Source organism: Streptomyces sp. NPDC097617 (assembly GCF_044761485.1).
Taxonomy (GTDB): domain Bacteria; phylum Actinomycetota; class Actinomycetes; order Streptomycetales; family Streptomycetaceae; genus Streptomyces.
In genome coordinates, this window is record NZ_JBIWCL010000002.1 from 401,158 (window position 1) to 420,049 (window position 18,892).

Consider the following 18,892-nt stretch of genomic DNA (forward strand, 5'->3'; position numbering starts at 1 on the left):
GGCCGTGCGGTGGTTCTCCGGAAGCCGCTCGACGCTCGCCGGGTACGACCGCCACCGCCGCTTCGGTCCGATCAACTTCGGTACGAAGCCGCGCTCTTGTGCCTCCACATCGAACGGGCCGCGCTTCTCCACCCTGATCAGCAGCGCGGAGACGGCGCCCTCGCAGATGTCGGAGAAGCCCTGCTCCCCTCGCGGCATGTCGGATCCGGCAGCCACTTCCGCTGGGGGAAGATGCCGTGTCGGGACCCGTGGACGGCTCAGGAAGTCGGTGATTCGGTTGTGACGCCGCCCAGTGGTTACGCGGAGGAAGCCACCGCGATCGCCGCGGGTCCCGGAGCCGGGGAGAAGGGTCTCAAGGCCGGCGCCTTGGGTCTGGCCTCTTCCGTGGCCATCGGCGTGGCGTCCACCGCTCCGGCCTACAGCCTCGCGGCCACACTCGGCCTCATCGTGACGAGGGTCGGTCCCCAGGCCCCGGTCATCACGATGCTCGCTTTCATCCCGATGCTGCTGATCGCCTACGCCTACCGGGAACTCAACGCCGGCGACGCGGACTGCGGGACCACCTTCACCTGGGCGACGCGGGCCTTCGGCCCGCGCATCGGGTGGATGGGCGGCTGGGGGATCATCGTCGCCGACGTCATCGTCATGGCGAATCTCGCGGAGATCGCCGGTGTCTACACCTACCGGTTGTTCGGATACGAGTCGCTGGCGGACAGCAGGCTGTGGACCACTCTCGCCGGGGTCCTGTGGATCGCCGTGATGACCGCCGTCTCGTACGTCGGCATCGAGATCTCCGCCGCCCTGCAGCGCGGCCTCCTGACGGTCGAGGTGGTCGTGCTCATCCTCTTCGCCGCCACGGCCATGACCAAGGTCTGTCTGGATCCCCCGGCGACGGCGATCCGCATCTCCGCCTCCTGGTTCAACCCCCTGAACGTGCCCAGCACCGAAGCGCTGACGGCGGGGCTCCTGGCGGCCGTCTTCATCTACTGGGGCTGGGACACCGCCGTCACGGTCAACGAGGAGACCGCGGACAGTACGCACATCCCCGGGCGCGCCGCGGTGATCTCGACCGTCCTGCTGCTGATCATCTACGTCGCGGTGGCCACCTCGGCGCAGGCCTTCGCCGGAGTCGGGACCGAGGGCATCGGCCTGGCCAACAAGGAGAACGCCGACGACGTGCTCTCCGACCTCGGCAGCGCGGTCTTCGGCGACCAGGGTGCGGGTCAGTTCCTCACCGGTCTGCTGATCTTCATGGTGGTCACCTCCGCGGCGGCCTCCACCCAGACCACGATCCTGCCCCTGGCCCGGACCGTCTTCTCGATGGCCGCGCACAAGGCCGTCCCCGCCCACTTCGCCCGGGTGCACCGCAAGTACCTCACCCCGACCTGGTCGACGGTGGGGATGGGCCTGGTCTCGATCGCGTTCTACGTCCTGCTCTCGCTGATCAGCCGCGACGTGCTCGCCGACTCGATCGAGTCGGTCGGCCTCGCGATCGCCTTCTACTACGGCCTGACCGGCTTCGCCTGCGTCTGGTACTACCGCCGGGTACTCACCCGCAGCGCGAAGGACTTCGTGTGCAAGGGCCTGCTACCGGGCCTCGGCGGGCTGATCATGCTCTCGGTGTTCTGCTACGCGGGCTTCCACGTCTACGCCGACCCCGACTACGGCGCGACCGCCATCGACCTGCCGCTGATCGGGCGGACGGGCGGGGTGGCCGTGGTGGGGCTGGGGGCCCTGCTCATCGGCGTCGTCCTGATGCTGGTCGTCACGCGGGAGCACACCGCGGCCCTCAAACTGCAGCGGAGCCTGCTGCCGCGCAAGTTGGAGCCGCAGACAGCTGTCGACGCGGCCAGCCGCTACGTTCCGGCCGACAGCCGGTCCGGAGTCGGTGGCGACTGGTTCGACCTCGTCCCGCTGTCGAGCACCCGCGTCGCCCTGGTGGTCGGGAACGTGCGGGGACACGGCCTGCACGCCGCTGCCGCCATGGGACTTCTGCGTACGAGCGTGCGCGTCCTCGCCCGCATGGACCTGCCGCCGGACGAACTCCTCTCGCACCTGGACGACGTGGCCCGGCAGACCTTCGTGGAGTGGGCCCGCGAGCTCGGCGCGGACGGGACGATCGGGGTGAACGGGGCGAACGGCGCGCGGTCCGACGCCGGCGCCGACGTCGCCGCGGTGACCTGCCTGTACGTCGTGTACGACCCGGTGTCGGGGCGGTGCACCATGGCGCGGGCGGGCGGCTGGCCGCCCGCGGTGGTCGACCCGGGCACCGGCGCGGTCTCCTTCCCCGACCTGCCACCGGGCCCACCGCTCGGCCTGGGGGGCCAGACCTTCCAGAACCTCGAACTCCAGCTGCCGCCCGGCAGCCTCATCGCCCTCTTCACCGACGGTCTGACCCACACCGTCGGCCACGACCCCGACGAGGCCCTCGGCCGCCTCGCCGAGACCCTCGCCCAGCACCGGCGCCCTCTGGATCAGTTGTGCGACCTCGCACTGGCTCGGCTGCTGCCCGGCCCCGTGGACGACGACGTGGCCGTGCTCCTGGTCCGGACGCGCATGCTCGACGAGCGGCACGTGGCGCAGTGGGAGCTGGCGGCCGACCCGGCGATGGTGGCCGTCGCCCGCGCCTCCGTCACGGGGCAACTGCGGGCCTGGGGGCTCGATGACCTCGCGTTCGTCACCGAACTGATCGTCAGCGAGCTGGTCACCAACGCCATCCGCTACACCGACGGCCCCGTCCACGTCCGGCTGATCCGCAACGAGAACCTCATCTGCGAGGTCTCCGACACCGGCCACACCTCACCGCACCTGCGCCATGCCGCCACCGACGAGGAGGGCGGCCGGGGCCTCTTCCTCATCGCCCAGATGGCCTACCGGTGGGGGACGCGCTACACCGCCACCGGAAAGACCATCTGGACCGAGCAGGTCGTGGCGCCGCCGGAGGGGACGTGAGCGCCGGGGAGGCCGCGGGGCGCATCGTGAGGGGGCGCCGGCGGCTGACCTTCGACGGCTGGATCGCCGCCGTGGGAACGGGGTCCGGCACCCGGCTCGTGGTGGGCCACTGGCCCCGGTCGCCCTTCGGACCGTTCAGCGACGTCATGCTGGAGCGCGCGGACGGGCATCGCATCCTGTTCGCGCCCACCGCCCGGACAGCGGGGTACATCGCGGACGTCTACCACTTCGACGAGGTCCGGACGGTACCGGTGGACGTGCGCGGCCGCGGCCCGGTGTGGGAGGTGGCCGCCGGAGACCTGCGCCTTCGCTTCACCGTCGGACGGCGTGGGGCGCTCGGCCTTGCACTGCGGGCCGTCCCCCGCTCACTCGCCCGCCGGCCGGGATGGGCGGCGCTGGTCAGCGGGCCCGCCCGCCTGCTGGTCGGCGTACGGACCCGGGGCAGCTCGCGGCCCGGACAGCGCCAGTGGTACGCGGCCCGCGATCTGCACGTGATCACCTCGGCGGCCGCGTCCTTCGAGGGCGCCGACCTGGGCCCGCTCGCCCCGGTGGCTCCGCCCGTGCGGTTCGGCTTCGCGTCGGCGCCCGCCACACCGGCACTGGTGCGCGTCGTCTCCACGGTCGAACGCACCGCTGCCCCGGCCGCGCCCGGCCGCCCCGCTCCCTGACGCAGCCCGTCGCGCCCGGGCCGCACGGTACCTTGGGGGGTCGTTCCGTCGTTTCGCCGGTCCGTTGTTCCGCCGGTCCGCCGTCCTGCCGTTTCCGTCCCCCGTACGCCCGCCCGTCGGCGGTGTGCCCGCCTGACAGGTCTGCTCCCCTTGCCGCACTCCGCCGTGTCCATACCCGTGCGCCTGCGCGCCTTCCGCCCGTCCTGGCTGTCGCCGAAGGTGCTGCGTACCGAGGTGCTGGCCGGGCTGGTGGTCGCGCTGGCGCTGATCCCCGAGGCGATCTCGTTCTCGATCATCGCCGGGGTGGATCCGGCGATCGGTCTGTTCGCCTCCTTCACCATGGCCGTGACCATCGCCGTCGTCGGCGGTCGGCCCGCGATGATCTCCGCCGCCACCGGGGCCGTGGCCCTGGTCATCGCTCCGCTGAACCGGCAGCACGGCTTCGGTTACCTGGTGGCCGCGGTCATCCTGGCCGGGGTCTTCCAGATCGCCCTCGGCGCGCTGGGCGTGGGCAGGCTGATGCGGTTCATCCCGCGCTCGGTGATGGTCGGCTTCGTGAACTCGCTGGCCGTCCTCGTCTTCCTGGCCCAGGTTCCGGAGCTGCGCAGTGTGCCGTGGGCCGTCTACCCGCTCCTCGCCGCCGGCCTGGCGCTGCTGGTCCTGTTCCCGAGGATCACGACGGCGGTCCCGGCCCCGCTGGTGTCGATCGCGATCCTCACCGTGATCACCGTCGCGGCCGGGATCGCCGTGCCGACGGTCGGCGACAAGGGTGCGCTGCCGTCCTCGCTGCCCGTTCCCGGACTGCCCGACGTACCGTTCACCCTCGCCACCCTGACCACCGTCGCCCCGTACGCCTTCGCCATGGCGCTCGTCGGGCTGATGGAGTCGCTGATGACGGCGAAGCTGGTCGACGAGATCACCGACACCGTCTCGTCGAAGACGCGGGAGTCCATCGGACAGGGCGTCGCGAACATCGTCACCGGGTTCTTCGGCGGCATGGGCGGCTGCGCGATGATCGGCCAGACCATGATCAACGTGAAGGTCTCCGGCGCCCGGACCCGCCTGTCCACCTTCCTCGCGGGCGTCTTCCTGATGGTGCTGTGCATCGCCTTCGGCCCGGTCGTCTCCGACATCCCGATGGCAGCCCTGGTCGCCGTCATGATCATGGTCTGCTTCGCGACCTTCGACTGGCACTCCATTGCCCCCGGGACCCTGCGGCGGATGCCCGCGGGCGAAATCACCGTCATGGTCGTCACCGTGGTCTGTGTGGTCGCCACGCACAACCTCGCCGTCGGCGTCGTCGCCGGCTCCGTCACCGCGATGGTCATCTTCGCCAAGCGCGTCGCCCGGCTCGCCGATGTCACCGCGGTCACCGACCCCGACGGCGGCCAGGTCGTCTACGCGGTCAGCGGCCAGCTGTTCTTCGCCTCCTCCAACGAGATCGTCGGCCGCTTCGACTACGCCGGCGACCCCGACAAGGTCGTCATCGACCTGTCCGCGGCGCACATCTGGGACGCCTCGTCGGTCGCGGCCCTCGACGCGATCGAGCACCGTTACGCCCAGCGCGGCAAGACCGTCGAGATCACCGGCCTGAACGGGCCCAGCGCCCGCCTGCACAAGACCCTCAGCGGCGAACTCGCCACGGCCGACTGACCGGGGTCTCACCGCCCCGGCGGCGCACCCCGCGCCGGTCCGGGCAGCGGTGCGGACGGAGCGGCTTCGACGTACGACGCCAGATGGGCCAGCGAGGAGGCGATGCCCGCCTCGTGCGCGGCCCGGTCGATGCCGGGCGGCACGTCCTCGGCCGTGACGGTCACCTCGCTCCCCCCACCGACGGCGGCGAGGTACCAGGTCATGGTCATGGTTCCCGCGTACACGGGGTCGTCGGCCTCGAAGACCGCCCGCTGCACCACGCGCCGCGCGGGCACCAGGTCGGCGAAGGCGACCTCGACGACGTCCGTCGCCTCCGACGTCTTGCCCAGGCCGCCTTCAGCGCGATCGAGGTAGGTCAGGACCATCCGGAAGCCGCCGCCGGGCCGGGGATCCCAGCGTTCGATCCGCCCGCGCATCCCGTCCGGCGGGAGCCAGGCCTCAAGGGCTCGCCGGTCGAGGAGGGCGGCGTAGACGGCCGTCGGCGGCGCCGCGATCACCCGGCTGCCCCGGTCTGTCCTGCTCATGGACCGATTCTGCCCCGCCGGCGGCACACGGACGCGCGGACCGGAGTGGCGGCCACAGGTACCGGCGAGGCAGGCTGTAGTCATGAGAGCGCCCTTGCGCTCGCCCTCTGGACCGCGAGCCGACGGTCACCACCAGGTCCTCTTCGTCTTCGCGGAGTGCGTGCCTTTCGCGATCGCCCTGCTGGTGCTCCTCGTCGAGTTCACTCCCCTGCACGTGCTGTACACCGGCCCCCTGCTGGTCGCGACACCCGCGCTGGCGGCGGTGACCATGGGGCCCCGGGGCACGCTCGCCGCAGCGGGAGTGGCCGCCGCGGTCAGCGTGGCCACGGCCACCTACAACCAGGCCTGGGGCAGCCAGCAGGTCTATACGAACTTCCTCGCCCTGTTCCTGGTCTCGGTGGCGAGCTTCCTGACGAGCCGCACCGCGCGCACGCGCCGGGAGAACGAACTGAATCAAGTCCGCCGGATCGCGACGGCCGCCCAGGAGGTCCTGCTGCGGCCGGTGCCGGACCGGCTGGGCCCCGTACGGGCGGCCAGCATGTACCTGGCGGCCGAGACGGGCGCGCAGATCGGCGGCGACCTGTACGACGTGGTCCAGACCCGGTACGGGGTCCGGATGATCGTCGGGGATGTCCGGGGCAAGGGCCTGCCCGCCGTCCGGGCCACCGCGATCGTGCTGGGCGCGTTCCGGGAGGCCGTGCACTACGAGGACGACCTGGTGGAGGTCATCGACCACTGCGGCGCGGCCCTGCGGCGCGACGCCGTCGCCTCGGGCGCGACCGGCGGTGACGACGCCCTGCTCCTGGAGGGATTCGTCACCGCGCTCGTGGCCCAGATCCCGGACGGCCCGTACGTCGAGGTGATCAACCGGGGTCACCCGCCCCCGCTGCTGCTGCACAACGGCACGGTCCGCTCCTTGATGCCCGGCGTCCCCCTGCCACCGCTCGGGCTCGAGGAATTCATCAACGGTCCTCCCGGGCGGACGGACAGGTATTCCTTCGCCCCCGGCGACCGGCTGCTGCTGTACACCGACGGCGTCATCGAGGCCCGCGACGGGGACAGCACCTTCTTCGACCTGGCCGCGGCCATGGTGACCCTGCGCGACCACACCCGGGCGTCGTTCCTGAAGGGCCTGCACCAGGCCCTGATCCGGCACACCCGCAACCGCCTCGCGGACGACGTGGCGGTCGTCCTGGTCGACCGGTGCGAGGACGAGGAGCACGGGGCGGCCCCTTGACCGCTACCGTTCCGACTCGCCCGAAGGGCCCCGGGCGCGACAGCATGGAGGGAGGTGGCAGGCCGAATGCCCCCGGAGGGTGTGATACGGACAGTGACCACTCATCGCTTTGCGTTCTGCGGGGCTGAACTCGCCGCTGTCTACGTGGTCGCCGACCAGGGCAGGGAACTCCATCTTGCCGAGCTGACCGGCAACCGCGGCATCCTCTACGGACTGCCTGCGGTCCTCGCCCTGGCCGGGCATTCGCCCGCCGCCAACGCCTTCCGCTCCGGCCGCCCGCTGTGGCTGACGCCCAAGGAGCTCGCCACCTTCATCGAGGACGACCCCCACCACTTCCCCACCCGGGTCCGGGACGGTGCCCCCGACTCGCCGGCCCGGATCTCGCTGGGCGCACTGCCGCTGGGACACGGCGCGCAGGAGCTCGGCTGCCTGATCGTCGCCGGGCAGGCGGGGGAGGGCTTCAGCGCCGACGACCGCAGCCTTCTGGAGCTCTACGCCGACCAGGTGGCCGCCGGACTCGAATCGGTCGCCGCCCGCTTCACCGGCCGAAAGCAGCCGGCTCCGCAGGCGCATCTGGGCCAGTCCCTCGTACCGGATCAGGGCGGCGCGTTCATCCTGGAACTGGGCACCGGCCGTATGGAGGCCCACGCGCACGTGCTGGAACTGCTCGGTCTGCCTCCCGAGCAGTTCGACGGACAGGTGGAGACCCTGCTCGCCTGCGCCGTCCCCGACGACATGCCCGCGCTGATGGCGATCGTGGAGCCGGACCGGCTGGCCGCCGCCGGACAGCAGCTGGCGTTCCGTATCCGCCGCCCGAACGGCGAGCTGCGCTGGCTGGGGCTGCGTTGCCGCGTGGAGGTGGACTCCGGGGGAATACCGCGGCGCGTGCTGGGTGTGGTCGCCGACGCCACCTATCTGCGCCCCACCGCCGACGAGGTCTCCCTCGTCCAGCGGTTGTCGGCCACACTGGCGGGAGCGGCGACCATCCGGGAGGTGAGCCGGCTGGCGGTCGCCGCCCTGCGCGAGCCGCTCGGCGCATCCCGGGTGCTGGTCGGCGAACTGGAGAGCGAGCGGCTCATCGTCACCGCCCTCGACCCTCCGGAGCCCGACGCCTGGCCCGAGGTGTGGCGCTCGGAATGGCGCTCCGAGTGGCCCGACGTGGCCCTCAGCGATCTGCCCACCCTGCAGAGTGCGCTGCGCGGGGGGCATTTGAGCCTGTGGCCGCCGGGCGAGGCGCTGGAGCCCGGACTCGAGGGCGTCGGGCTCGGTGGTCTCGCCGTGCTGCCGCTGCCCGCCGACGGCCGGATGATCGGGGTGTGCCTGGTGGGGTGGGACGCGACGCACCGGTTCGGCCCGGAGGAGCGGTCGCTGCTGACCGCGACCGCCGGACTGGTGGGGCAGGCGCTGGTACGCGCCCACGCGCTGGACGCGGGCCACGAACTGGCCACCATGCTCCAGCGCAGCCTGCTGCCCCGCAAGCTCCCGGAGCTGCCGGGCGGGATCGCCGTCGCCCGCTACCTGCCCGCCACGGCGGGGCTCGAGGTCGGCGGGGACTGGTACGACGTCATTCCGCTCCGGGACGGTCATGTGGCGTTCGTGATCGGGGACGTACAGGGTCACAGCGCGGGAGCCGCCACCATCATGGGCCAGATGCGTACGGCGGTACGGGCCTACGCGGTGGAGGGCCACCCGCCCGACGTGGTCGTGGCGCGGGCCAACCGTCTGCTCGTCGGCATGGAGACCGACCTGTTCGCCACCTGCGGGTATGTGGACCTGGACATGGAGGAGGGCATCGCCAGGGTGGTCCGGGCCGGCCATCTGCCGCCGATACTGCGTCATCCCAGCGGCGTCGCCTCGGAGTTGGTGGTCGAGGGCGGGCCCCCGCTGGGCGTGCTCGCGGAGGCCGACTTCCCCATGACCGAGGTGGGGCTGGTCCCCGGCACCGTGCTCGTCCTGCTGACGGACGGCCTGGTCGAGTCCGCCAGGCTGCCCCTGGAGGAGGGGATGCGGCGGGTGTGCGACGTGCTCGCCGCGGCCGACCCGGTCGATGCCGGGAGCGTTGCCGACGAGTTGCTCGTGGGGGTGGGCCGTCGTGACGACGACGTGGCGTTGCTGCTGCTGCGCTACGACGGCACGGGAGGCCGGCCGATGCGGATCCACTGGACGGTGTGGCGGCTGCCCAACGCGGTCCTGCACGCGCGCCGCTTCACTGCGCGCACCCTGCGGTCCTGGGGCGTGGTGGACGAACTCGACGAGGCCCTGCTCGTCGTGTCGGAGCTGGTCACCAACGCCATCGCGCACACGCAGGGCGAGGTGGGGATGGATCTGACCCTGTCGGCGGACCGGTTGCGGATCGCCGTGAACGACGCCTCGCCGCGCAGCCCCGTCAAACCGGTATGGGTGAGCTGGGAGTCGACGGGCGGCCGCGGGCTGCTCATCGTCGAGGCGACGACGGCGGCCTGGGGCTCGGTGCCGCTCAGCGGCGGCAAGCAGGTGTGGGCGGAGATCCCCTGGCGCCCGGCGGGAGGTCGGAGCACCGCCTGAGGCCGCCGCGCGGCGCGGCCCTGAGACGGTCGCGCGCGGTGCGGCCCCGCGGCGGCCCGGGGCGACGGGCCCGGTTGGCGGGGCGGCGGGGTGCGCGGGAGGCTGGGGGTATGCGATGGCGTGTGCCCGGCCCCTGGCCGCCATGGTCCAGGACCTGGACCGACTGCTGTCCGCCGGGCACATACCGGGGCCCTACCTGCTGGTGGGGCACTCCTTCGGCGGGATGCTCGCCCTGCGGTACGCGCAGACGCACCCGGAGCACGTACGCGGGCTGGTACTGGTCGACGCCCTCGGGCCCGGGTTGAAGCCCGCGATGGGGACGCAGTGGGCGGCGTACGTCGAGGCGTTGCGGCACCCGGGAACACCCTTCGACGCCGACCCGGACTTCGAGCAGGTCGACATCGACGGCGGGGTCGACGCGATCGACGGCGGCGGGCCGCTGCCGCCCGTCCCGGTCGCGGTGCTCAGCAAGACCGCGCCCTTCGCGGCGCCCGCCACGATGTCCGGGGAGCTGCTCGCCGGGCTGGAGAGGGCCTGGCCGAAGGCCCAACAGGCGCTGGTGGGGATGCGGCCGCAGACCCCGCACCTGTGGGCGACCGGCAGCGACCACTACGTCCAGCTCCACGACCCCGACCTCACGATCGCGGCGATCCGCCTGGTCGCCGACCGGAGCGGCACCCCCTGAGCGTCGCGGATGCGGATCGCGGCTACGAATGCGGATCGCGGGGCCGGGCGGTGTCCGCCCGGCACACCCGATGCGCGACTCGGCGGCGTCAGAGCGCTCAGAACGCGTAGAGGACGTTGCCGTTCAGGGTCGCGGACATCACGCACGCGTTGGAGAAGGTGTGCTTCCACGCGACGTGGCTGCCGCGCCAGACGCCGTTCGCGGTGATGGTGACGGGGTCGTAGTGCCGCGGGCACGCCCGGTTCTGATCCGGGGCGGCGAGCAGGCTGTTGAACTGGCCGCCGGTGGCGTTGAGGGCGTCGCACGCGGCCCGGGGGGCGGGGTGCGTGCCCTCGGCGGTGTAGGCGCAGCTGAGGACGGTCGCCCGCAGGACGGTGCCCGTGGCGGCGTCCCCCTGGGCGACGGTGAAGACCATGGCGGAAGGGGCGTACAGGCTCGTCGGGCTCGCCTCCGCCACACCCGTGGCGCCGGCGAGGCAGAGCAGAGCGGCGGCGGAGACGGTGGCTAAGCGGTGACGCATGAGAGGGCTCGCTTTCGATTCGAAGGAAGTTTGGGGCACTGCGTCTTTCATGCAGCGCTCAAGCGACGCCGAGCCTGTCAGGTGTGAAGGTTTGCCGCACATCCACGGTCCATTTACGGACAGTCGGTTCGAATATCGGTGACCGGACGGATGTTCGTCCAGGTCCGACCCGGTGCCCGCGGGCCCACGCCGCGCGGGAGTGCCGCGTAGTGACCGGCCCCGCGCGATCTCCCGCACCTGCCACCCAGGTCGCGGACACTCTCGGTTCACCCATCAGTCCATCAGAGTGACCGGATCGATGCGGTGACGCGCCCCCACCCCTTGAGGAATCAACTATTCCGCCGGTCGGGTACCCCCCGGAACGAAGGGACGTTCAGCCGGGCCGACGTTCCTCGCGGAGCGTGAGGAGGTACCTCGCGGTGAGCGCGACCGCCGGATCCTCGTCGCGCGACAGCTGCGCGAGGGCGCGCGAGGCCGTGGAACCGGGGACGTCCGCGAGCGCCTGGGTCAGTCGTCGCCGGGCGGGCAGCCCGTCGGGGAGGCGGTCCACGAGTGCGCCGGCGATCCGATCGGCCTGCGCGGGGCGGCTCGCCAGAACACCCAACGCGTCGGCCGCGTCGACGTCGTTCGTCCCCTCGACGATCATGTCGACGAGGGTCGGGACCGCCTCGACCGCTCCTTGGGCTCCGAGGGCGAGGGCCGCCTGCCCGCGGACCACGGCGTCGGAGCTCCCGAGCGCGCCCCGCAGCAGGGCGACCGCGTGCCCGTGCGGAATCTCGGCGATGGCGCGGACGGCCCGCTCCCGTACCGCGGCGACCGGTGAGGCGAGGCCCTGCGCCAGCAGGTCCAGTGCGGCATCGCCCGATTGCGCCACGGCCCACCGAAGGGCGCCGGCGACGTTCGGTTCGGCCTCGTTCAATACCGCCTCGACCAGCGCCTCCACGGGGATCGCCACCTCCTCGCCCGAGGACAGGGCCGCGCGCTGGCGCTTCGCGGCGTTCTCCGAGCCCAGCGCGTGCAGGAGGGCGACGGTCTGGAGGACGTCCTCCCAGTCGGCCGGTTCCGCGGCGCCGATCCGGCGCAGTCGGGTGAGCAGCGCCGTCTCGACGGCGATGCGCTCCTGGGTCTGGCGGACGAGCCCGTCGACGAGTTCCGCGGGCCTGAAGCCGGGGTCGTCCAGGGCGCGCGCCACCTCGCGCAGCGACAGCCCCAGCGACCGCAGGCTCTCGACGTGGAAGATCCGCCGGATGTCCTCGCCGGAGTACTCCCGGTAGCCGGACCCGGTGCGCCCCGTGGGCCGCACCAGTCCCAGCGCGTCGTAGTGCCTGAGCATGCGGGCACTGACGCCGGACCGCCTGGCCACCTCACCGATCAGCACGTCCTACGCTCCTCCAACTGGGCTGTCCTGAAGGGCCGCGATGCGCTTCGCCTCCTCGATGGCGAAGTCGAACCCGGCATCCGGGTCGCGCAGCAGCCGTTCCGTCGCGATCGCATGATGGCGCACCCGGGGGTCGAGATCCGTCATCGCCTTCCGCAGGGTCGCAGATGCGGCCTCACCGAGGGCGATCAGCGCCCGGCTGAGGCTCAACCGCGTCTCACGCTCTCCCCGTCCGAGCTGTGTCGCCAGCACACCGGCCAGGTGCGACTCCTCACCTTCGGGCACGAGCGCGACCGCCGCCCGCCACGCGGTGCGCGCCACCTCGTCGTCACTGTCGGACAACAGCTCCCGGGTGATCGCCGGCCACGCCTGCCGCTCCCCGATCTTGGACAGCGTGTGCAACGCCTGGCTCCGGGCCTGCGGCCGCTCCGAACGGAGCTCGTCGACCAGCCGCGGGACGGTCGCGGACGCCGAGTGACGGATGAGTGCCCACGTCAGCATCTCGCGTACGGAGAAGTCGGGCTCGATCGCGCACCGTTCGACGAGCTTTTCGACGTACCGCGGGTCCGGGGCCGAGCCGATCGCCATCGCCGCCCGCAGCCGGACCGAGGCGCGGCCGTCCGCCAACTCCGGCAGTGCCCGGAGCCCTCGCTCCGGCTGTTGTGCGTCCTGTTCCGTCGTGGTCATCGCCACCACCTCCTCGACCGCAGTGAAGACCTTGTCACGGTGTCAAGGTCAAGCGGCCGCAGCGGCCCCTCCCACCATCGCCTCCGTGTCGGCGGCGGCGCTGCTGATCCGGGAGGGCGGTTTCGCGGGCGCGGACATCACCGTCCTGGAGGCCCAGAACCGCACCGGCGGGAGCCTGGACGCGGAGGGAGACCCGGAGACCGGCTACACCATGCGCGACCGGCTCGACCTGGTCGCGTGCGTGGCCACCCCCGAATCGCGGCTCGACGGCAAGCGCATCTCCGACTGCTTCGCCCCGGAGTTCTTCACCACGAACTTCTGGTTCATGTGGTGCACGACCTTCGCCTTCGAGCCGTGGCACTCGGCGATCGAGTTCCGGCGCTACCTCAACCGGTTCGTCCACCTGTTCAAGATCTTCGACACCATGTCGGGCATCTACCGCACCCGCTTCCATCAGTACGACTCGATCGTGCGACCGCTCCAGGCCTGGCTGCGGGACAAGGGTGTCCACTTCCAGATGAACACCACCGTGACGGACGCCGAGTTGGCCGACGGCGACGCCATCACCGTCACCTCCCTCACCTGTACGCGCGAAGGCGCGGCCGAGCGGATCCAAGTCGCCCCCGAGGACCTGGTGTTCGTCACCAACGGTTCGATGACCGCAAACTCGTCCCTCGGATCGACCGACGCGGCCCCCGTACCGGACACCGCCGCCCCCGACGCCTCGTGGCGCCTGTGGCACACCCTGGCGGCCAGTGCCCCCGGCTGGGTGACCCTTCGGTGTTCGACTCCTCCGTCGGTGACTCCACCTGGGGATCCTTCACCGTCACCACCCAGGACCCGACCTTCTTCAAGGCCATGGAGGAGTTCTCCGGCAGCGAGGCGGGCAAGGGCGGGCTGATCACCTTCAAGGACTCCCGCTGGCTGCTGACCATCGTCCTCAACCACCAGCCGCACTTCCGCGAGCAGCCCGAGGGCACCTACGTGTGGTGGGGCTACGCCCTGTTCCCCGACAGGGCGGGCGACCACGTGGCCAAGACCATGGCGGAGTGCACCGGCCGGGAGATCCTGACCGAAGTCCTCGGACACCTGCGGCTCGCGCAGAGCGAGCAGATCCTGGAGTCCGCGATCGTACGGCCGGCCCTGATGCCGTACATCACCAGCCAGTTCCTGGTCCGCAAGGCCGGAGACCGGCCCGAGGTGGTACCGGCCGGATCCACCAACCTGGCTTCATCGGCCAGTACGCCGAAGTCCCCGACGATGTCGTGTTCACCGTCGAGTACTCGGTGCGCACGGCCTGGACCGCCGTGGCACGCCTGCTCCACCTGGACCGGACCGGCAGCCGCCGCCGGTCCACAAGGGCGGCCACGACCCCAAGGTGCTGCTCGAAGCCCTGCGCACGATGCACCGGCGCTGATCCCGGCGGTGCGGGCACGGGGGGGGGCTTGGGCCCCGCCGGGCCCGCCCCCGCAGCCGCGCAGCGGCTCCTGGCAGACCCCGCAGGAGGACCCGGGCCAGGGGCGCCCCCTCCCTGACCCGGCGGTCGGCGCCGTCGGCTCCGTCGGCTCCGTCGGCGAGCTAGAGCAGCCCCTCCTCGGGGTCCTCGATGATGTGCACGGCGGCTTCCTCGGCCGAGGCGGCTCCCGCGTCGATCCCCACGTCGTGCGCGAGGACGGAGTTCGCGTGGGGCGAGGCGGCGACCGGCGCCAGCCGTCCGGCGCGCGGGCCTCCCGCCTGCTCGTCCACGGGCTCGCCCTCGCCGTCGGCCAGGTCCCCGATGCCGTCCCCCGCCGCGGGTTCCTGCTCGGGTATCTCCCTGGCGAGGCGTTCGTCGAGGCTCTCCCCCCTCCGTTGCGCCTCCCCGGTGGTGTCGTCCCCCTCCCTCGCGTGGGGCCGCTCGGGCGGCGAGTACCCCTGGTCGAGCAGAGCGTCCGTACCGAACTCGCCCAGGCTGTCGTCCATGTCGGGCTGCAGCTCGGAGGGCTCGTCCTCCGGCTGGGGCTGGTAGACGTCGTCGCCGCGGGCACCTGTCTCGCTCATGACCTGTCCTCCCTCTCGCTCCTCCGGTCGCGGCAGCCGTCGGAAAGCACCGCCTGCTCACTTGTCCCATCCCCGGAAATCCGACGATCACGCGGATCGGCGCGATCCGTCCTCGGACACCCCGGTGGGGTGTCGGGGCGGTACACCCCCTCGGCGGGCGGCACTGCGGCCCCGGCCCCGTTCGACCATCCGTCCGTGCGTCCGTGCGTCCTTGCGTCCGTGCGTCCGTGCGTCCGTGCGTCCGTGCGTCCGTGCGCATACAACTGCACGGGGCGGGCACGTGGCCGGGTACCCAGCGTGTGAGTCGCGTAGAGAAGGAGTGTCCGTGCTGCCCGTCAAGGTGACCGACCGAGGTGTGCTGATCATCCGTCTGCAATCCGACCTCGACATAGACAGGCGTGCCACGACGGCCTGCGCGATCGACCGCCTTTTGGCCGCCCACCGGTCCTCACCCGTCGTGCTCGAACTGACCGACGCCGCACTGAGTCCCGCCGCCGTGAGCACGGTCGCCCGGGCGGTCCGCATCTGCCGTGACGCGGGCACGACGGCAGCCGTGGTCACCTCCAGCACCAAAACCCGCCGCGCCCTCGGAATCGGCACCGGAACCCACGCCCCGGACGTCCACCCCACCATCCCGCTGGCCGTCGCCGCCCTGTCGGCCACGGTCGGTGCGGCGGCGTAGCGGCCTACCGGGCCGGTCCCGCGCAGGTCAGACGGGGGGCGGATCTTCGTCAGAGGTCCAGGATGATCGCGTAGGCGAGGAAGAACAGGGCGCACAGCAGGGCGACGAGGCAGATCACCACGAGGGGCCCCATGGCCCAGCCGCGGGACAGCGGCCTGTAGGGGCCCGCGCCGGAGCCGGTGCTCGACTCCGCGGGCGGGGTCTCGCCCGGCGGAACGCCGCTTCCTCCTCGGGCGCCGGGAGGGATCAGTCGGCGCGGGTCGGCGCCGGAGGCCGGGTCGGATACGGACATGACGTGTACCTCCTCGAAGCCCCCCTGCAGGCGCCTACCCGCTGCCGCTCCGCTCACTCCTCACACACCCGGCGTACTGGCCACGACGCTGCGCTTCTACGGGAGCGCCGGGCTGCGCCACCGCCGCACCGCCGGCCGGGCCGGTGCCGGTGACGCTCGCCCCGGCCCGCCCCGGGACCGGGCGCGGCCCGGACCGCGTGGCGCGCCTGTGAGGATGAGCCGATGGCTGCCGCCCGGCGGCCCGAACGAGCGCGAGGAGCGAGCAGGGTGTCGCAGCGAGGACCACGGGGCCCGGTCGAGTGGATGGAACACCACCAGGTCGTGATCTACCTTGCGGCGATGGCCGCCGGAAGCCTGCTGGGCGGGCTGGCTCCGGGCGTCGGCCCTGCTCTGGAGTACGCGATCAACCCGGTGCTCGGGGCCCTGCTCTTCGTCACTTTCCTCCAGGTCCCGGCCGCCGAGCTGGTGCGCTCGCTGCGCGACGGCCGCTTCCTGGCAGCGGCCCTGGTGGTGAACTTCGTGGTCGTGCCGCTGGTGGTCGCGGCGATGTTCGTGTTCCTGCCGGCCGACCAGGCCGTCCGGGTCGGTGTCCTGCTGGTGCTGCTCTGCCCTTGTGTCGACTACGTGATCGTCTTCACCGGGCTGGCCGGAGGGTCCGGCCGCCGCCTGCTGGCCGCCACCCCGCTGCTGCTGGTCGCGCAGATGGTGCTGCTGCCCGGATTCCTGTACCTGTTCATGGGCTCCGACCTGGCCGACATCGTCGAGATCGGTCCGTTCGTGAAGGCCTTCGCCGCCCTGATCGTCGTCCCGCTGGCACTGGCCTGGGCTCTCCAGGCGTGGGCCGCGCGCCGACCGGCGGGCCACAAGGCGGCTGCCGCCGCGACGACGACGATGGTCCCGCTGATGGCCGCGACGCTTCTCGCCGTCGTCGCCTCCCAGGTCCCGAAGCTCGGCGGCAGTCTCACCGACGTAGCCGCCGTCATTCCCTTCTACGCCGCGTTCCTGATCGCGATGGCCTTCGCCGGGACGGGCGTCGCCCGCCTCTTCCGCCTCGACGCCCCGGCCGGGCGGGCCATCGTGTTCACCGGCGCCACCCGCAACTCGCTGGTCGTCCTGCCCCTGGCCCTCGCCCTGCCCGCCGGCCTGGAGGTCGCCGCGGTGGTCGTGGTCACCCAGACCCTCGTCGAAGTCCTCGGCATGGTCGCCTACGTCCGCCTCGTCCCCCGTCTGGTCCCCGCCCGGGCGCCGGCCGCGGCATGAGCAGCCGAGCGCTGACCGCTCCGGGTCGCCGGCGGTCCCGATACCGGCATCCTCGCCCGCCGTCATCCTCGCCCCCGGCGCCCGCGCGCGAGCGACCCGCACCCCGCCTTGCCGCCCGCGGGGCGGATCGGCGCCGCACCGGCAGGTACCGCCGGGACCATCGTGCTGACGGCCGCTCATACCGCCCCTGCCGTTCCTCGTGGCCACGCCGACCTGGGAGACGGGCGCGCTGGAGGCAACCGAGTTACTCGAACGGCTGTCGGAGTACCGGCGGTTGGGGCTGCGTCCCGGACCTGCCGACTCGGGATCAGTCCTCGATCGCCTGATACAGCGTGGTCCAGAAGTCATGGACGAGCCGCGCCGGGTCCGGAACGGACAGTCCTACCTGGGTGAGCAGGACTCCGGTGAGCCGGTTCTCGGGGTCGCCGTACGCGGAGGTGCCGGTTCCGCCGTCCCAGCCGAACTGGCCGACCGGCGCGTAGTCCCCGCGGTAGGTGCGCACCGCCATCCCGAAGCCCCAGCCGCCCTGCTGCCCCTGGCCGAAGGACACGTGCACGGCGTTGCGGGCGAGGGTGGACCGGGCGGCTTCCTGCTCGGGCGTGAGGCAGTTGGTGGTCATCAGCTCGACGGCCGGCCGGGACAGGATGCGTTCGCCGCCGTGCCGCCCGTGGTTCAGCAGCATCCGGAAGTAGGCGTGGTAGTCGTCGGCCGTGGAGACCAGCCCGCCGCCTCCCGCCGGGAACGACGGAGGTGCGCTGTACTGCCCGCCCACCGCCTCGTCCCACACGTTGAACTCCCCGGTCTGCGGGTTGGGGGCGTAGCTGGGCGGCAGCCGGTCGATCTTGTCGGCGGGCACGTGGAAGCCGGTGTCCTTCATGCCCAGCGGATCGAGGACGCGTTCGCGCAGGAAGGCCTCGAACGGCCGGCCCGTGACCCGGGCGACGAGCACGCCGAGCACGTCGTGGCTGAGGTGGTACTGCCAGTGCTCCCCGGGCTGCCGCATCAGCGGCAGCGCGCCGAGGTCGCGCATCCACTCGTCCGGCCCGGGCAGGGGCTTCGCGCCCTGGCTGAAGACGCCCCCTTCGAAGATCGCGTTCATGATCGGCGAGCCCATCGCCGTCAGGTCGATGCCGAGCCCGAAGGTGGAGGTGACCAGGTCCCGTACGGTGATCGGCCGTCGCGCCGGCACGATGTCGTCCAGCGGGCCGTCGATCCGCCTCAGCACCTGCCGGTCGGCGAGTTCGGGCAGCCACGGGTCCACCGGGTCGTCGAGGCGCAGCCGGCACTCGTCGAGCAGGACCATCGTCGCCGCCATCGTGACGGGCTTGGACGTGGACGCCATCCGGAAGATCGTGTCCCGGCGCATCGGCTCGCCACCCTCGTGGCGCATCGTCCCGATCGCTTCGACGTGCGTCTGATCGCCGCGGCCCACCAGGGCCACGAGCCCGGGGATCCCCCCGGACTCGACATGCCGGTTGAGCACCTCGCGCAGCCGGCGCAGCCCCGCTTCGGAGAAGCCGTTGTGTACCTGTCCCATCGTGAACCCCCTGTGTTGTCAACGGCGTTCAGCTCTCGCCGAACGTCAGCGACAATACATTGCGTTCACTGAATCGTCAAAGATCAAAGACCATCAATCACCTTTCCACATACGGAATCTGCACCTTCCGTTGCAATGAGATGAAGGCAAACGCTCACGCCGCAACTCCCTGCTCCGGAGCGAGCGCGCGATGCCCCCCGACCCGGCCGGCTCCGCGGCACGAGCACCGCCGA

Annotated in this window: 14 protein-coding genes and 2 pseudogenes; 9 read left to right on the forward strand and 7 right to left on the reverse strand. The window is 72.1% G+C overall.

Going from position 1 to position 18,892, the window contains the following annotated elements:
• Window positions 1–279: 279 nt before the first annotated feature.
• The 3 genes from ACIQZO_RS05130 to ACIQZO_RS05140 all read left to right on the forward strand — a co-directional run bounded on the left by ACIQZO_RS05130 (window position 280) and on the right by ACIQZO_RS05140 (window position 5,273).
• Window positions 280–2,952 (forward strand): amino acid permease, encoded by a 2,673-nt coding sequence (locus ACIQZO_RS05130; RefSeq protein ID WP_403620287.1) that lies wholly within the window; start codon window positions 280–282, stop codon window positions 2,950–2,952.
• Window positions 2,949–3,620 (forward strand): hypothetical protein, encoded by a 672-nt coding sequence (locus ACIQZO_RS05135; protein WP_403620289.1) that lies wholly within the window; start codon window positions 2,949–2,951, stop codon window positions 3,618–3,620. The genes ACIQZO_RS05130 and ACIQZO_RS05135 overlap by 4 nt, the downstream gene beginning before the upstream one ends.
• 165 nt (window positions 3,621–3,785) lie before the next feature.
• Entirely contained in the window at window positions 3,786–5,273 is a 1,488-nt protein-coding gene (locus ACIQZO_RS05140; protein WP_403620292.1) for a SulP family inorganic anion transporter, read from the forward strand.
• A gap of 8 nt (window positions 5,274–5,281) precedes the next feature.
• Here ACIQZO_RS05140 and ACIQZO_RS05145 read toward each other — a convergent pair whose 3' ends face one another.
• Complete coding sequence (locus ACIQZO_RS05145) at window positions 5,282–5,797, reverse strand: SRPBCC family protein (RefSeq protein WP_403620295.1); 516 nt, start codon at window positions 5,795–5,797, stop codon at window positions 5,282–5,284.
• A gap of 82 nt (window positions 5,798–5,879) precedes the next feature.
• Between ACIQZO_RS05145 and ACIQZO_RS05150 the strand changes: the two genes are divergently transcribed.
• The 3 genes and pseudogenes from ACIQZO_RS05150 to ACIQZO_RS05160 all read left to right on the forward strand — a co-directional run.
• Window positions 5,880–7,034, forward strand: coding sequence for a PP2C family protein-serine/threonine phosphatase (locus ACIQZO_RS05150; RefSeq protein WP_403620298.1), 1,155 nt, complete (start codon window positions 5,880–5,882; stop codon window positions 7,032–7,034).
• A gap of 93 nt (window positions 7,035–7,127) precedes the next feature.
• Window positions 7,128–9,578, forward strand: a complete 2,451-nt coding sequence (locus ACIQZO_RS05155; RefSeq protein ID WP_403620301.1) for a SpoIIE family protein phosphatase — start codon at window positions 7,128–7,130, stop codon at window positions 9,576–9,578.
• 100 nt (window positions 9,579–9,678) lie between these two features.
• Window positions 9,679–10,263 (forward strand): annotated as a pseudogene (locus tag ACIQZO_RS05160) (alpha/beta fold hydrolase); the annotation flags it as partial.
• Between the two features lie 97 nt (window positions 10,264–10,360).
• Here the strand turns inward: ACIQZO_RS05160 and ACIQZO_RS05165 are convergent.
• From ACIQZO_RS05165 to ACIQZO_RS05175, 3 genes are all read right to left on the reverse strand, one after another.
• Window positions 10,361–10,783, reverse strand: coding sequence for a subtilase-type protease inhibitor (locus tag ACIQZO_RS05165; RefSeq protein ID WP_403620303.1), 423 nt, complete (start codon window positions 10,781–10,783; stop codon window positions 10,361–10,363).
• A 373-nt stretch (window positions 10,784–11,156) separates the two neighbouring features.
• Window positions 11,157–12,161: a MerR family transcriptional regulator gene (locus tag ACIQZO_RS05170; RefSeq protein WP_403620305.1), complete on the reverse strand. Its 1,005-nt coding sequence runs from the start codon at window positions 12,159–12,161 to the stop codon at window positions 11,157–11,159.
• A 3-nt stretch (window positions 12,162–12,164) separates the two neighbouring features.
• Window positions 12,165–12,848 carry a HEAT repeat domain-containing protein gene (locus ACIQZO_RS05175; protein ID WP_403620308.1) on the reverse strand — a complete coding sequence of 228 codons (684 nt, stop codon included), beginning with the start codon at window positions 12,846–12,848 and terminating at the stop codon, window positions 12,165–12,167.
• Window positions 12,849–12,870: 22 nt separating this feature from the next.
• Between ACIQZO_RS05175 and ACIQZO_RS05180 the strand changes: the two are divergent.
• Window positions 12,871–14,265, forward strand: a pseudogene (locus tag ACIQZO_RS05180) (oleate hydratase).
• Window positions 14,266–14,426: 161 nt separating this feature from the next.
• Here ACIQZO_RS05180 and ACIQZO_RS05185 read toward each other — a convergent pair.
• Entirely contained in the window at window positions 14,427–14,888 is a 462-nt protein-coding gene (locus tag ACIQZO_RS05185) for a DUF5709 domain-containing protein (protein WP_403620311.1), read from the reverse strand.
• A 325-nt stretch (window positions 14,889–15,213) separates the two neighbouring features.
• Here ACIQZO_RS05185 and ACIQZO_RS05190 point away from each other — a divergent pair, with 325 nt between their 5' ends.
• Window positions 15,214–15,570: an STAS domain-containing protein gene (locus tag ACIQZO_RS05190; RefSeq protein ID WP_403620314.1), complete on the forward strand. Its 357-nt coding sequence runs from the start codon at window positions 15,214–15,216 to the stop codon at window positions 15,568–15,570.
• Between the two features lie 49 nt (window positions 15,571–15,619).
• Here the strand turns inward: ACIQZO_RS05190 and ACIQZO_RS05195 are convergent, their stop codons facing one another.
• Window positions 15,620–15,862: a DUF6480 family protein gene (locus tag ACIQZO_RS05195; RefSeq protein WP_403620317.1), complete on the reverse strand. Its 243-nt coding sequence runs from the start codon at window positions 15,860–15,862 to the stop codon at window positions 15,620–15,622.
• A gap of 303 nt (window positions 15,863–16,165) precedes the next feature.
• On the opposite strand from ACIQZO_RS05195, the gene ACIQZO_RS05200 reads away from it, so the two are divergent.
• Window positions 16,166–17,122, forward strand: a complete 957-nt coding sequence (locus ACIQZO_RS05200; protein WP_403620321.1) for a bile acid:sodium symporter — start codon at window positions 16,166–16,168, stop codon at window positions 17,120–17,122.
• Between the two features lie 307 nt (window positions 17,123–17,429).
• Here ACIQZO_RS05200 and ACIQZO_RS05205 read toward each other — a convergent pair whose 3' ends face one another.
• Window positions 17,430–18,659, reverse strand: a complete 1,230-nt coding sequence (locus ACIQZO_RS05205; protein ID WP_403620324.1) for a serine hydrolase domain-containing protein — start codon at window positions 18,657–18,659, stop codon at window positions 17,430–17,432.
• Window positions 18,660–18,892: the final 233 nt, after the last annotated feature.

Coding starts and splice junctions, on each gene's coding strand:
- ACIQZO_RS05175 (WP_403620308.1), bottom strand. CDS start 12,848: ATGACCACGACGGAACAGGACGCACAACAGCCGGAGCGAGGGCTCCGG.
- ACIQZO_RS05185 (WP_403620311.1), bottom strand. CDS start 14,888: ATGAGCGAGACAGGTGCCCGCGGCGACGACGTCTACCAGCCCCAGCCG.
- ACIQZO_RS05145 (WP_403620295.1), bottom strand. CDS start 5,797: ATGAGCAGGACAGACCGGGGCAGCCGGGTGATCGCGGCGCCGCCGACG.
- ACIQZO_RS05205 (WP_403620324.1), bottom strand. CDS start 18,659: ATGGGACAGGTACACAACGGCTTCTCCGAAGCGGGGCTGCGCCGGCTG.
- ACIQZO_RS05150 (WP_403620298.1), top strand. CDS start 5,880: ATGAGAGCGCCCTTGCGCTCGCCCTCTGGACCGCGAGCCGACGGTCAC.
- ACIQZO_RS05165 (WP_403620303.1), bottom strand. CDS start 10,783: ATGCGTCACCGCTTAGCCACCGTCTCCGCCGCCGCTCTGCTCTGCCTC.
- ACIQZO_RS05195 (WP_403620317.1), bottom strand. CDS start 15,862: ATGTCCGTATCCGACCCGGCCTCCGGCGCCGACCCGCGCCGACTGATC.
- ACIQZO_RS05200 (WP_403620321.1), top strand. CDS start 16,166: ATGGAACACCACCAGGTCGTGATCTACCTTGCGGCGATGGCCGCCGGA.